Annotated in this window: 12 protein-coding genes; 10 read left to right on the top strand and 2 right to left on the bottom strand. The window is 64.3% G+C overall.

Translation table 11 applies throughout. The features are described from left to right. The first annotated feature begins 15 nt into the window (after positions 1 to 15). A complete protein-coding gene (locus tag QN085_RS24465; protein WP_003249017.1) occupies positions 16 to 495 on the top strand; it encodes an RNA pyrophosphohydrolase in 480 nt (159 codons plus the stop codon). 22 nt (positions 496 to 517) lie between these two features. Continuing rightward, entirely contained in the window at positions 518 to 2797 is a 2280-nt protein-coding gene (ptsP, locus tag QN085_RS24460; RefSeq protein WP_023660917.1) for a phosphoenolpyruvate--protein phosphotransferase, read from the top strand. Positions 2798 to 2924: 127 nt separating this feature from the next. On the opposite strand, the gene QN085_RS24455 is transcribed toward ptsP, so the two are convergent. Continuing rightward, entirely contained in the window at positions 2925 to 3674 is a 750-nt protein-coding gene (locus QN085_RS24455) for an NRDE family protein (protein WP_285688788.1), read from the bottom strand. Positions 3675 to 3802: 128 nt separating this feature from the next. On the opposite strand from QN085_RS24455, the gene QN085_RS24450 reads away from it, so the two are divergent. From QN085_RS24450 to QN085_RS24440, 3 genes are read left to right on the top strand one after another with little or no spacing between them, the layout of a single operon-like run. Next, the gene (locus QN085_RS24450) at positions 3803 to 4585 is read left to right on the top strand and encodes a sulfite exporter TauE/SafE family protein (protein ID WP_013974666.1); all 783 of its coding nucleotides are present in this window, start codon (positions 3803 to 3805) and stop codon (positions 4583 to 4585) included. A gap of 16 nt (positions 4586 to 4601) precedes the next feature. Next, a complete protein-coding gene (gene lgt, locus QN085_RS24445) occupies positions 4602 to 5408 on the top strand; it encodes a prolipoprotein diacylglyceryl transferase (RefSeq protein ID WP_013974665.1) in 807 nt (268 codons plus the stop codon). Between the two features lie 51 nt (positions 5409 to 5459). Continuing rightward, positions 5460 to 6431 carry a thymidylate synthase gene (locus QN085_RS24440; protein ID WP_013974664.1) on the top strand — a complete coding sequence of 324 codons (972 nt, stop codon included), beginning with the start codon at positions 5460 to 5462 and terminating at the stop codon, positions 6429 to 6431. A 117-nt stretch (positions 6432 to 6548) separates the two neighbouring features. On the opposite strand, the gene cadR is transcribed toward QN085_RS24440, so the two are convergent. Next, positions 6549 to 6992 (bottom strand): cadmium resistance transcriptional regulator CadR, encoded by a 444-nt coding sequence (gene cadR, locus QN085_RS24435; protein ID WP_015272183.1) that lies wholly within the window; start codon positions 6990 to 6992, stop codon positions 6549 to 6551. 84 nt (positions 6993 to 7076) lie between these two features. On the opposite strand from cadR, the gene QN085_RS24430 reads away from it, so the two are divergent. From QN085_RS24430 to QN085_RS24410, 5 genes are all read left to right on the top strand, one after another. Continuing rightward, on the top strand, positions 7077 to 9290 hold the full coding sequence (locus tag QN085_RS24430; RefSeq protein WP_023661332.1) for a heavy metal translocating P-type ATPase: 2214 nt from the start codon (positions 7077 to 7079) through the stop codon (positions 9288 to 9290). Positions 9291 to 9299: 9 nt separating this feature from the next. Further along, positions 9300 to 10163, top strand: coding sequence for a LysR family transcriptional regulator (locus QN085_RS24425; protein WP_013974661.1), 864 nt, complete (start codon positions 9300 to 9302; stop codon positions 10161 to 10163). Positions 10164 to 10388: 225 nt separating this feature from the next. Beyond that, a complete protein-coding gene (locus QN085_RS24420) occupies positions 10389 to 11447 on the top strand; it encodes a putative 2-aminoethylphosphonate ABC transporter ATP-binding protein (protein WP_023661303.1) in 1059 nt (352 codons plus the stop codon). A 1-nt stretch (position 11448) separates the two neighbouring features. Continuing rightward, positions 11449 to 13173 (top strand): putative 2-aminoethylphosphonate ABC transporter permease subunit, encoded by a 1725-nt coding sequence (locus QN085_RS24415; protein ID WP_041506352.1) that lies wholly within the window; start codon positions 11449 to 11451, stop codon positions 13171 to 13173. Between the two features lie 18 nt (positions 13174 to 13191). Next, positions 13192 to 14217 carry a putative 2-aminoethylphosphonate ABC transporter substrate-binding protein gene (locus tag QN085_RS24410; protein ID WP_015272178.1) on the top strand — a complete coding sequence of 342 codons (1026 nt, stop codon included), beginning with the start codon at positions 13192 to 13194 and terminating at the stop codon, positions 14215 to 14217. Positions 14218 to 14253: the final 36 nt, after the last annotated feature.

The raw sequence follows: 14253 nt of genomic DNA, 5'->3' as shown, positions 1-14253 counted from the left end.
TGCGAGGTTGCTGCCGTGATCGACCCGGATGGTTTTCGCCCCAATGTCGGGATCATTCTCACGAATGATGCCGGGCAGGTGCTATGGGCTCGACGGATCAACCAGGATGCCTGGCAGTTTCCCCAGGGTGGCATCAACCCTGACGAGACGCCGGAAGATGCCCTGTACCGCGAGCTGAACGAAGAAGTTGGCCTTGAACGCGATGATGTGGAAATTCTTGCCTGCACCCGTGGCTGGTTGCGTTATCGTTTACCCCAGCGACTGGTGCGTACGCATAGCCAGCCGCTGTGCATCGGCCAGAAGCAGAAATGGTTCCTGCTGCGTCTGGTCAGCAACGAACAACGGGTGCGGATGGACCTGACCGGCAAGCCGGAATTCGACGGCTGGCGTTGGGTCAGCTATTGGTACCCGCTGGGCCAGGTTGTGACATTCAAGCGCGAGGTCTACCGACGCGCCCTGAAAGAGCTAGCACCGCGTCTGCTGACGCGCGACTGACGACGGAGTTCGACCCCGAGCCATGCTCAATACGCTGCGCAAGATCGTCCAGGAAGTAAACTCCGCCAAAGATCTCAAGTCGGCGTTGGGGATCATTGTCTTGCGTGTCAAGGAGGCCATGGGCAGCCAGGTCTGCTCGGTCTACCTGCTCGACCCGGAAACCAACCGCTTCGTGCTGATGGCCACCGAAGGCCTGAACAAGCGTTCCATCGGCAAGGTCAGCATGGCCCCCAACGAAGGCCTGGTCGGCCTGGTCGGTACCCGGGAAGAGCCGCTGAACCTGGAAAACGCTGCCGACCACCCGCGTTACCGCTATTTTGCCGAAACAGGCGAGGAAAAATTCGCCTCCTTCCTCGGTGCGCCGATTATCCACCACCGCCGCGTGGTCGGGGTATTGGTCATCCAGCAAAAGGAGCGCCGCCAGTTCGACGAGGGCGAAGAAGCCTTCCTGGTCACCATGAGCGCCCAGCTCGCAGGGGTTATCGCCCACGCCGAGGCCACCGGCTCGATCCGTGGCCTGGGCCGCCAGGGCAAGGGTATCCAGGAAGCGCGCTTCGTCGGCGTACCGGGCTCGCCTGGCGCCGCCGTGGGGCGCGCAGTGGTGATGCTGCCGCCAGCCGATCTGGAAGTGGTGCCGGACAAGACCGTCGATGACATCGACGCCGAACTGAAGCTGTTCCAGAACGCCCTCGAAGGTGTGCGCGACGATATGCGCAAGCTGTCGGCCAAGCTGGCCACCCAGCTGCGCCCGGAGGAGCGTGCACTGTTCGATGTGTACCTGATGATGCTCGAAGACGCGGCTCTGGGCGGTGAGGTGACCGAAGTCATCAAGACCGGCCAGTGGGCCCAGGGCGCACTGCGCCAGGTGGTGGGCGAGCACGTCAACCGCTTCGAGCTGATGGACGATGACTACCTGCGCGAGCGCGCCTCCGACGTCAAGGACCTGGGCCGGCGCCTGCTGGCCTACCTGCAGGAAGCCCGCGCGCAGTCGCTGGTGTATGCCGACAACACCATCCTGGTCAGTGAAGAGCTGACCCCGGCGATGCTCGGCGAAGTGCCGGAAGGCAAGCTGGTCGGCCTGGTCTCGGTACTGGGCTCGGGCAACTCCCACGTCGCCATCCTGGCTCGCGCCATGGGCATCCCCACGGTGATGGGCCTGGTCGATCTGCCTTATTCCAAGGTCGACGGCATCGAGATGATCGTCGACGGCTACAAGGGCGAGGTGTTCACCAACCCCAGCGAAGTGCTGCGCAAGCAGTACAGCGACGTGGTCGAGGAGGAGCGCCAGCTGGCCCAGGGCCTGGATGCCCTGCGCGAACTGCCGTGCGTTACCCCGGACGGCCACCGCATGCCGCTGTGGGTCAACACCGGCCTGCTCGCCGATGTGGCCCGTGCCCAGCAGCGCGGCGCCGAAGGGGTGGGGCTGTACCGCACCGAAGTGCCGTTCATGATCAACCAGCGCTTCCCCAGCGAGAAAGAGCAGCTGGCCATTTACCGCGAGCAGCTGGCGGCCTTTCACCCGCTGCCGGTGACCATGCGTACCCTCGACATCGGTGGCGACAAGTCGCTGTCGTACTTCCCGATCAAGGAAGAAAACCCGTTCCTCGGCTGGCGCGGCATTCGCGTCACCCTCGACCACCCGGAAATCTTCCTGGTGCAGACCCGCGCCATGCTCAAGGCCAGCGAGGGGCTGAACAACCTGCGTATCCTGCTGCCGATGATTTCCGGCATCCATGAGCTGGAAGAGGCGCTGCACCTGATCCACCGCGCCTGGGGCGAGGTGCGTGACGAAGGCACCGATGTGCCGATGCCACCGGTTGGCGTGATGGTGGAAATTCCTGCGGCGGTGTACCAGACCAAGGAGCTGGCGCGGCAGGTGGACTTCCTGTCGGTTGGTTCCAACGACCTGACCCAGTACCTGCTGGCGGTGGACCGCAACAACCCGCGGGTCGCCGACCTGTACGACTACCTGCACCCGGCGGTGTTGCAGGCGCTGAACACGGTGGTGCGCGACGCCCATGGCGAAGGCAAGCCGGTGAGTATCTGTGGTGAGATGGCCGGTGACCCGGCAGCGGCGATCCTGTTGATGGCCATGGGCTTCGACAGTCTGTCGATGAACGCCACCAACCTGCCGAAGGTGAAGTGGATGCTGCGTCAGATCAACCTGGGCAAGGCCAAGGAATTGCTGACTGAGGCCCTGAGCCATGACAACCCGCAGGTTATCCACAGCTCGCTGCAACTGGCCCTGAAAAACCTTGGGTTGGCGCGGATGATCGGGCCTGGGGCCAATAAAACCCTCTGAGTGTGAGGTGGCCTGTTCCGGCCTCTTCGCGGGTAAACCCGCACACAGGTACAGCGCAGCCTTCAGATGCGGCGCAATCCCTGTGGGAGCGGGTTTACCCGCGAAGGCCGGAGCAAGCAACATCAAATTATAAGGCCAGCAACTCAACTTCCCCCAAATGCCCACCAAAGGGCCCGAAACTGCGTTCAATAAGCAGCCTTTTGCCCTGATCATCCACAATCAGCACCGTGCTCGCCCGCGTCCCGTAGTTCTGGCTGGCAATGAACACGCTCGACAGCAACTTCTCGGTCGCCAACCCCACGCCCGTCTCCGGCAACTCGCCCTCCGGCGCAGGTTCGGCATCGGCCAGCAATGCCAGCAAGCGCTGTGGCTCTGGTGTTTCCAGTAACCCTTCCAGCCCACTGCGCGCCTTCACCAGCTTCGGCCAAGGCGTATCCAGCCCGGCATTGGAAAGCCCGTAAACCCCGGCCTCCAGCAAGCCCGGCGCCGCGTCCCGGGCATGCAGATAGCCCAGCTGCCGTCCATCGCCCACCAGCAGGTTGAACCCTGAATATTGCCTGCTGCGGCTGGCCACCTGGTCCAGATAGGCCTCGACCCCCAACTCCCCCTGCAGATACGCCGCCACCAGCTCGCCCCGCGAGCGCGGCCCCAAAGCCTGCGCCGGGTCGCGAATATTGGTCAGCGCCGCGAACCGCCCCTGCGGTCCGACGCCCAGCCAGGTGCCGCCGGCCTCCAGGTCGCGCCCGGCATATACCCCGGGAGCATCCTCCCAGGCCGCCAGGGCCTGGGTGGGGCGGGCATAGAATTCATCGCGGTTGGCCGCCACGATCAGCGGCAGGGCGTGCCCCGGTCGCCAGGCGAATACGATCAGGCACATCGGTAGGGCCTCCGGTTTTTTTCCACTGTACCCACTCCGATGGGGCACTTCCAACCTGACACACAGTTCACTAGAGCCGTGAGCCCGGCTTCCGTTACCATGCCGGATTGATTTCTTGGGGAAGACGAATGGAATTCGTGCTCTATCTGCTGTTGGGTGCCTGCGCCGGTGTGCTGGCCGGGCTGTTCGGCGTGGGCGGCGGTATCATCATCGTGCCGGTGCTGGTGTTCAGCTTCACCTTGCAGGGTTTCGATGCCTCGGTGCTGACCCACCTGGCTGTCGGTACGTCGCTGGCAACCATCGTCTTCACCTCGATCAACGCCGTGCTCGAGCACCATCGCAAGGGCGCGGTGCAATGGCCGATCTTCGCCTGGATGACCCTCGGCATCCTCCTTGGGGCCGGTGTCGGCGCCAAGACCGCCTCGCTGATACAGGGGCCGTTGCTGCAAAAGATCATCGGTGTGTTCGCCCTGGTCATCGCCGCGCAGATGGCCCTGGACCTCAAACCCAAGGCCAGTCGTGGCATCCCCGGCAAGCCCGCGCTGATCAGTGCAGGTGGGGTGATCGGCTGGGCTTCGGCCATTTTCGGCATCGGCGGCGGTTCGCTGACCGTGCCGTTCCTGACCTGGCGCAGCCTGCCCATGCAGCAGGCAGTGGCCACGTCTTCGGCCTGTGGCCTGCCCATTGCCTTGGCCAGTGCCCTGAGTTTCATGCTGCTGGGTTGGCACGAAGAGCACCTGCCGGCCCACAGCCTGGGTTACGTGTACCTGCCGGCGCTGCTCGGCATTGCCGTGACCAGCATGTTTTTCGCCCGCTTCGGCGCGCGCCTGGCGCACAAGCTGTCGCCACGTCTGTTGAAACGCCTGTTCGCAGCCCTGCTGTTCTGTGTCGGCCTCAGCTTTTTGATTTGAATCGAGAGGAAGTTCCATGCTGCCTTACCCGCAGATAGACCCCGTGGCCGTGGCCATCGGGCCGCTGAAAATCCATTGGTACGGCCTGATGTACCTGGTCGGCATCGGCGGTGCCTGGCTGCTCGCATCGCGCCGGCTGAACCGCTTCGACCCCACCTGGACGCGCGAAAAGCTCTCCGACCTGGTGTTCTGGCTGTCGATGGGTGTGATCGTCGGTGGTCGCCTGGGCTACGTGCTGTTCTACGACCTGCACGCCTACCTGGCCAATCCGACGCTGATCTTCGAGGTGTGGAAGGGTGGCATGTCGTTCCACGGCGGTTTCATCGGCGTGATGCTGGCGGCCTTGTGGTTCGGCAAGCGCAACAACAAGTCGTTCTTCGAGCTGATGGACTTCGTCGCGCCGCTGGTGCCGATCGGCCTGGGGGCCGGGCGTATCGGCAACTTCATCAACGCCGAGCTGTGGGGCAAGGCCACCGACGTGCCATGGGCGATGGTCTTCCCACCGTTCAGCGACCCGGCGCAGCTGCCGCGTCACCCATCGCAGCTGTACCAGTTCGCACTCGAAGGTGTGGCGCTGTTCCTGATCCTCTGGGCGTTCTCGCGCAAGCCGCGGCCGACCATGGCGGTATCCGGCATGTTCGCGCTGTTCTACGGCATCTTCCGCTTCATCGTCGAATTCGTCCGCGTACCGGATGCCCAGCTGGGCTACTTGGCCTGGGGTTGGCTGACCATGGGTCAGATTCTGTGCGTGCCGATGATCCTGGCTGGCCTTGGCCTGATCTGGTGGGCTTATAATCGCAAGCCTACGGCGAAACCCGCCTGATTAATCCCACGGCAGGGGCGATCCCCCTGCCGTTTTTGCTACAGGTAAGCCATGAAACAGTATCTGGACCTGGTCCGCGACGTCATCGACAACGGCACGCTGCAGGGCAACCGCACCGGCATCCGCACCATCAGCCTGCCGGGCGCCATGCTGCGTTTCGACTTGCAGAAGGGCTTCCCGGCCATTACCACGCGCAAACTGGCGTTCAAGTCGGCGATCGGCGAAATGGTCGGTTTCCTGCGTGGCGTGAAGAACGCCGGTGAATTCCGCGAACTGGGCTGCAAGGTCTGGGACCAGAACGCCAACGAGAACGCCCAGTGGCTGGCCAACCCGTTCCGCCAGGGCCATGACGACCTGGGCGAGATCTACGGCGTGCAATGGCGCCAGTGGCCGGGCTACAAGCGCATCCCGCTGAGCAACCCGGCGGCCATCGAAATGGCCGAGAAGGCGGGCTTCCGCCGCATCGCCCAGGACGAGGAGGACGGCGTCGCGTTCGTCATCCTGTACAAGGCCATCGACCAGGTGCGCCAGTGCCTGGACACCATCGCCAACGACCCGGGCAGCCGCCGTATCCTGTTCCACGGCTGGAACTGCGCGCAGCTGGACGAAATGGCCTTGCCGCCGTGCCACCTGCTGTACCAGTTCCACCCGAACGTTGAGACCAGGGAAATTTCCCTGACCCTCTACATCCGCTCGAACGACCTGGGCCTGGGTACGCCGTTCAACCTCACCGAAGGCGCGGCGCTGCTGTCGCTGTTCGGCCGCCTGACCGGCTACACCCCGCGCTGGTTCACCTACTTCATCGGCGATGCCCATGTGTATGAGAACCACCTGGACATGCTCAACGAGCAGCTCAAGCGTGAGCCGCTGGAGGCGCCGAAGCTGGTGATCAGCGACCGCGTGCCAGCGTTTGCCGAGACGGGCAAGTACGAGCCGGAGTGGCTGGAGAAGATCGAGCCGAGCGATTTCTGGCTGGAAGGGTATGAGCACCATGCGCCGATGACGGCGCCGATGGCGGTGTGACAGATCTCTATTGCCTGTACCGGCCTCTTCGCGGGTAAACCCGCTCCCACAGGGACCGCACAAAGCTCAGGCCTGTGCAGTACCTGTGGGAGCGGGTTTACCCGCGAAGCTTTTGGCTTAATGCCCGTGGCTTCGCCCTACATGCGAATGCTCGGTTTCCGGCACCGATACCGCCCCGTTCGTCTCCAGTTGCTGCAAGATCGCACACTCCGCCCCTTGCGCATTGCAGCGCCGCCGCAGCTCCACCAACTGCTCCTGCAACGCCACCAATCCATCGATCCGCGCCTGCACATGCTCGATATGCTCGTCGATCAGCGCATTGACGCTGCCGCACGAATCATCGGGGCTGTCGCGCAGGCGTAGCAGGCTGCGGATTTCATCCAGGGTCATGTCCAGGGTGCGGCAGTTGCGGATGAACGTCAGCCGCTCGACGTGGGCCTGGGTGTACAGCCGGTAGTTACCGTCGCTTCGCGCCGGCTCCGGCAGCAGCTGTTCACGCTCGTAGTAGCGGATGGTTTCCACGGCGCAGTCGGTGGCTTTGGCCAGTTCTCCGATCTTCATCACGAAATTCTCCAGCAAGTGGCTTGACCCTATAGTGGCTACAGGGTGTTCACTTGGCAACAGGCTCAAATTAAGGATGACCCCATGAACCAGCCTGTCAGCCACGAACACAAGCACGATCACCACGCCCACAGCTGCTGTGGCAGCGCTGCTGCGCCAGCGTTGGTCCAGCTGAGCGAAAAGGCCAGCAGCCACGCCCAGTTCAGCCGTTTCCGCATCGAGGCCATGGACTGCCCTACCGAGCAGACCCTGATCCAGGACAAGCTGGGCAAGCTGGCCGGTATCGAGCAGCTGGAATTCAACCTGATCAACCGTGTGCTTGGCGTTCGCCACACTCTGGGTGGCACTGCTGAAATCGAGCAGGCCATCGACAGCCTGGGCATGAAAGCCGAGCCGCTTGGCGCCGAAGACGATAGCACTGCCAGCGCACCGCAAGTGGCCAAGACCCGCTGGTGGCCGCTGGCGCTGTCCGGTATTGCCGCGATCGCCGCCGAAATCGTGCACTTTGCCGCGCTGGCCCCGGAGTGGGTGGTGGCGGCGCTGGCGCTGGCAGCGATTCTCGGCTGTGGCCTGGGTACCTACAAGAAGGGCTGGATCGCCCTGAAAAACCGCAACCTCAACATCAACGCGCTGATGAGCATTGCCGTGACTGGCGCGGTGCTCATTGGCCAGTGGCCGGAAGCGGCCATGGTGATGGTGCTGTTCACCGTCGCCGAGCTGATCGAAGCCCGCTCGCTGGACCGCGCGCGCAACGCCATTGGCGGCCTGATGCAGCTCACCCCGGACATGGCCACCGTGCGCCAGGCCGATGGCCAATGGCGGGAAGTGGAGGTGCGGGAGGTGGCCATCGGGGCCCTGGTGCGGGTGCGCCCCGGCGAACGCATTGGCCTGGACGGTGAAGTGACCAGCGGGCAATCCACTGTCGATCAGGCGCCGATCACCGGCGAAAGCCTGCCTGTGGAAAAGGCCGTGGGCGACAAGTTGTTCGCCGGCACCATCAACCAGGCAGGGGCGCTGGAGTTCCGCGTTACCGCCGCTGCCGGGCAATCGACTCTGGCGCGGATCATCAAGGCCGTCGAGGAAGCGCAAGGCGTGCGGGCGCCTACCCAGCGTTTCGTCGACCGCTTCTCGCGCATCTACACCCCAGTGGTGTTTGCCATTGCCCTGGCCGTTGCGGTGATACCGCCGCTGTTCATGGCCGGTGCCTGGTTCGACTGGGTCTATCGCGCCCTGGTGCTGCTGGTGGTGGCCTGCCCATGCGCCCTGGTGATCTCGACCCCGGTGACCATCGTCAGCGGCCTGGCTGCCGCCGCGCGCAAGGGCATCCTGATCAAGGGTGGCGTGTACCTGGAAGGCGGGCGCCAGCTGGACTTCCTGGCCCTGGACAAGACCGGCACCATCACCCACGGCAAGCCGGTGCAGACCGACGCCAAGGTACTGGAGCCGCTGTTCGAAGGCCGCGCGCAAGCCCTGGCCGCCAGCCTGGGCGAGCGTTCCGACCACCCGGTCTCCCGCGCCATTGCCCAGTTCGGCAAGGAGCAAGGCCTGGCCTTGAGCGAGGTTGATGACTTCGCCGCCCTGGCCGGGCGCGGTGTGCGCGGTACCATCGCGGGTGAGGTTTACCACTTGGGTAACCACCGTCTGGTCGAGGAGCTGGGGCTGTGCTCGCCCGAGCTCGAGGCCCAGCTGGATGCGCTGGAGCGCCAGGGCAAGACCGTGGTGCTGCTGCTCGACCGCTCCGGCCCGTTGGCGCTGTTCGCGGTGGCCGACACGGTCAAGGAAAGCAGTCGCCAGGCCATCGCCGAGCTGCACGAGCTGGGCATCAAGACTGTCATGCTGACCGGTGACAATCCGCATACCGCCCAGGCCATCGCCACCGTGGTGGGTATCGACCGTGCCGAAGGCAACCTGCTGCCTGCCGACAAGCTCAAGAGCATCGAAACCCTGTACGCCCAGGGCCATCGGGTGGGAATGGTCGGTGACGGTATCAACGACGCCCCGGCGCTGGCCCGCGCCGAGATTGGTTTTGCCATGGCGGCGGCCGGTACCGACACCGCCATCGAGACCGCCGATGTGGCGCTGATGGACGACGACTTGCGGAAAATCCCGGCCTTCGTCAGGCTGTCGCGCCAAAGTGCGGCGATCCTCATGCAGAACATCGTTCTGGCGTTGGGCATCAAGGCGATATTCCTGGCGATCACCTTTGCCGGCATGGCCACCATGTGGATGGCGGTGTTCGCCGACATGGGCGTGAGCCTGCTGGTGGTGTTCAACGGCTTGCGCCTGTTGCGCAAATAGAGGACGTGCATGCTGAGTTCGGAGCTTAAAGCCTTCTACATGGTGGCCCGCCTGGGCAGCATCACCCTGGCGGCGAAGAAGCTCGGGCTCAGCCAGCCCACGGTGACCACGCAGATTCGCAACCTGGAGAGCCAGTACGCGGTGGAGCTGTTCTACCGCGGCGGGCGGCGCCTGGTGCTGAGCGAGGAGGGCGTGCGCCTGCTGCCGATGGTCAAGGCACTGCTGCAGCAGGAGGCCGACATCGAGTTCGAGCTGCGCAACAGCGGCCAGGCCCAGGGCAGCTTGCGCATCGCGGCCACGGCGCCTTACTACATCCTCGACCTGGTGAAGATCTACCGTGAACGCCTGCCGCAGGTGGAGGTGGCGGTGGAAATCGGCAACTCGCAGCAGGTGCTGGAGATGCTCGAGGACTACCGGGTGGATATCGCCGCTTCGTCGCAACTGCTGGAAGATGCTCGGCTGGTGCGGCGGGTGCTGGGGACCGACCCGTTGGTGGTGGCGGTGCATCGCAACCACCCGTTGGCACACCGCCAGGCGGTGTCCATTGACGTGGTGGCCGGGCATTGCCTGCTGATGCGCGAGAAGGGCTCGACCACACGCAAGCTGACCGAGCAGATGATGCAAGAGGCCGGGGTGAAGGCCGGGGCGTTGCTGGAGATTGGCAGCCGCGAATCGATCCGCGAGGCGGTGCTGCGCAATATCGGCATCAGCGTGATTGCCCGGCACGAGGTGCCACACAACCCTGAGTTGCGAGTGCTGGCGCTGGAGAACGCGCCGGTGATGCATGAGTACCTGTATTGCCTGAAGGAGCGGCGGCAGGCCCGGTTGCCGGCGGCCTTCCTTGGGGTGGCGCAGGAAGTGGCCGGTTCATAGTTCTAGACCTGTGTTGGCTTCTTCGCGGGTAAACCCGCTCCCACAGGTACTGCACAGCCTTCAGATGCGGCGAGATTCCTGTGGGAGCGGGTTTACCCGCGAAGAGGCCCGCGAAGACCACTACAAAATCTGCCTATACCACTATCACCGGCTTTTGCCCTAAAGCCACAGAACCTTCGCACAGCCTTCCTAGCATGGCCCCCATCTCTTCGATGAGGCCCTGCCATGAACCACACCACCCCCGGCGCACAGATGAAAGTGCGCAACATCCACAAGCGCTTCGGCGCCTTCACGGCGCTGAACGATGTCTCGCTGGACATCGCCGCCGGCGAACTGGTGTGCCTGCTCGGGCCTTCCGGCTGCGGCAAGACCACATTGCTGCGCTGCATCGCCGGCCTGGAGCGCCAGGACCGCGGTACGTTGTACATCGGCGAGCGCGATATCTCCGAGCTGCCACCCCAGGCCCGTGACTACGGCATCCTGTTCCAGTCCTACGCGCTGTTCCCCAACCTTACCGTCGAAGCCAACATCGCCTATGGCCTGACTGGCAGCGGCCGTGAACAGGCTCGCCAGCGAGTGGCCGAAATGCTCGAACTGGTGGGCCTGGCCGGCAGCGAGAAGAAATACCCCGGTCAGCTTTCCGGGGGCCAGCAGCAGCGTGTGGCCCTGGCCCGCGCGCTGGCACCATCGCCGTCGTTGCTGCTGCTGGACGAGCCGATGTCGGCGCTGGATGCCCGGGTGCGCGAGCACCTGTGCACCGAACTGCGCCAACTGCAGCGCCAGCTGGGTATCACCACGCTGATGGTCACCCACAACCAGGACGAGGCCATGCTGATGGCCGACCGCATTGCGGTGATGAACAACGGCCAGGTCGAGCAATACGCCACCCCGCAGGAAATCTACGACCAGCCGGCCACGCCGTTCGTTGCCGAGTTCGTCGGCCAGGGCAACTGGTTGCCGTTCCAGCGCAGCAGTGACAGCCATGCCCAGGTCGGTGGCATTAACATGCGTCTGGCACCAGGTTCGGCCCGACCCAGCAGCGGACGGCTGTTCTGCCGCCCGGAGGCGATCACGGTCAACCCTGCGGTGCACGAAGAAAACCTGTTCCCGGCCATGGTCCGTGAAATCACCTTCCTCGGTAACCGCTGCCGCATGAGCTTCGAGCTCAAGGCGCTGCCTGGCCATGCACTGCTGGCGGAGCTGGCTCCCGAGGCCATGCCGCGGCTGGGCTCGCAGGACATTTGGGTGGCGCTGCCGCCGCAGAGCCTGCAGGTGTTTGCCTGAGATGGCCGCGCCAATATCCCTGCCGCTGAGCCATGCCAAGGCCACGCCGCGTGCTGGCGTCGCCCTGGGCGACCGGTTGTTCGTCATCGGCGGCAAGAGCCTGCTGCTGATCCTTCTGGTGCTGGCGGTGCTGATGCCGCTGCTGGCGATCTTCTGGCGCGGCTTCAGCGCTGAAGCGGGCCAGGGTGGCGGCCTGCTGGCGGCCCGCGAGCTGTTGGCCAGTGAAAACTTCCACTGGTTGCTGGGCAACAGCTTGTCGGTGGCCTTCACAGTGGCAGCCATCGTGGTGCCGCTGGCCTACCTGTTCGCCTATGCCCTGCAACGCACGCTGATTCCGGGCAAAGGCCTGTGGCGGGGGATTTCGTTGCTGCCGCTGCTGGCGCCGTCAATGCTGCCGGCCATCGCCCTGGTCTACCTGTTCGGTAATCAGGGGCTGCTGCGCGGGTTGCTCAGCGACAACATCTATGGCTTTTGGGGCATTGTGCTGGGCGAGGCCATCTACACCTTCCCGCATGCCCTGATGATCCTGCTGTCGGCGCTATCGCTGGCCGATGCACGCCTGTTCGACGCAGCGTCCAGCATGGGTGCCGGCCCTTGGCGAGCGTTCACCAGCATCACCTGGCCGGCCACGCGCCAGGCAGTATTCGCAGCGTTCTGCCTGGTATTTACCCTGACCATCACCGACTTCGGTGTACCGGTCGTGGTCGGCGGCGACTATCAGGTGCTGGCGCTGGAAGCCTACAAGGCGGTGGTCGGCCAGCAGCAGTTCGGCCGCGGCGCGCTGATCGGCATGGTGCTGCTGTTGCCGGCGCTGTTCAGCTTTACCGTCGATGCCTGGCTACGTCGGCGCCAGGGCGAGGCCATGAGCGGCCGTGCCCAGGTGTTCGAGCCCAAGCCGTCGCGGGGCCGTGATGCCTGCTTCCTGGCGATCGTGCTGCTGGTGTGCGCGGCATTGCTGCTGGTGATCGGCATGGCGGTGTATTCGTCGCTGGTCACGTTCTGGCCCTACAACCTGTCGTTGTCGCTGCGTCACTACATGTTCGAGGACTCCGCCGGTGGTGGCTGGCTGGCCTACCGCAACAGCGTGACCATGGCCATCGGCACCGCGCTGATCGGCAGCATCGTGATCTTCACCGGCGCCTACCTGATGGAGAAGACCCAGAGCCAACGCCTGCTCAACCAGGCGCTGCGCCTGCTCAGCTTCATCCCCATGGCCGTGCCGGGCCTGGTGCTGGGCCTGGGCTACGTATTCTTCTTCAACCTGAACGGCAACCTGCTGCATGTGTTCTACGGCGGCATGGGGCTGCTGGTGGTGTGCACCATCGCCCACTACCTGACCACCGCGCAGATGACCGCGACCACCGCCCTACGCCAGCTCGACGGCGAGTTCGAGGCCGCCGCGCTGTCGCTGAAGGCGCCGCTGTACAGGCACTTCCTGCGGGTGACCGTGCCGATCTGCCTGCCGGCACTGCTGGACATCATCCGCTACCTGTTCGTTTCGGCGATGACCACCGTGTCGGCGGCGATCTTTCTGTACAGCCCCGACACCATCCTGGCTGCCGTTGCCGTGCTGAACATGGATGACGCCGGCAATGTCGGTGGTGCCGCCGCCATGTCCACCCTGATCCTGCTGACCAGTGCCGGCGCTTCACTGCTGCTGGCCGCAGCCTCACGCGGCCTGCTGCGCCGCTCCCAAGCCTGGCGCCAACGCGCCGCGACCGTCTGACCTGTAAGGAACCTACCCATGTACAAGCACCTTGCACTTGCTGCTGCCGTTTCCGCCGTGTTCAGCCTGCAGGCTTCGGCCGCTGGCACCCAGCTGACGGTCTACACCGCCCTGGAAGCCGAACAGCTGAAGAGCTACAAGCAGGCCTTCGAGAAGGCCAACCCGGACATCGAAATCAAGTGGGTTCGTGACTCCACCGGCATCATCACCGCCAAGCTGCTGGCCGAGAAAGACCGCCCGCAAGCCGACGCAGTGTGGGGCCTGGCTGCTTCCAGCCTGGCTATCCTCGACCAGAACGGCATGCTCGAAGCCTACGCACCGAAGGACCTGGGCAAGATTGCCGCCAATTACCGCGATGCTGCCAACCCGCCAGCCTGGGTCGGTATGGACGTGTGGGCCGCGACCATCTGCTTCAATACCATCGAGGCCGAGAAGCAGGGCCTGAGCAAGCCGGTGAGCTGGCAGGACCTGACCAAGCCCGAGTACAAAGGCAAGATCGTCATGCCGAACCCGGCCTCGTCCGGCACCGGCTTCCTGGATGTCAGTGCCTGGCTGCAGACCTTTGGCGAGCCACAGGGTTGGGCGTACATGGATGCGCTGCACCAGAACATCGGCCAGTACGTTCATTCCGGTTCCAAGCCGTGCAAGCTTGCCGCAGCGGGTGAATTCCCGATCGGTATCTCGTTCGAGTACCCGGCCGTGCAGCTCAAGCGCCAGGGCGCGCCGCTGGACATCGTGCTGCCGAAGGAAGGCCTGGGCTGGGAGATCGAGGCGACTGCGGTGATCAAAGGTTCGCCAAAAGCGGATGCGGCCAGGCGCCTGGCTGATTTCTCGGCAAGCCCGGCGGCCATGGAGCTGTACAAGGAGAACTTCGCCGTGCTGGCTGCCCCGGGTATTGCCAAGCCGCAGACCGAACTGCCGGCGGACTATGAACAGCGCCTGATCAAGAACGACTTTGCCTGGGCCTCGAAGAACCGTGACCAGATCCTGGCCGAGTGGCGCAAACGCTATGACGGCAAGTCGGAGAAGGTGGCTCAGCAGTAACCTGCACCGGCCACTTCGCAGCACCCAATCAAGCCA

This window comes from Pseudomonas sp. M2(2023), assembly GCF_030263955.1.
GTDB classification, from domain to species: domain Bacteria; phylum Pseudomonadota; class Gammaproteobacteria; order Pseudomonadales; family Pseudomonadaceae; genus Aquipseudomonas; species Aquipseudomonas asiatica.
The sequence above is the reverse complement of the archived record's forward strand: the minus strand, read 5'-3'. Positions and strand labels throughout refer to the sequence as shown.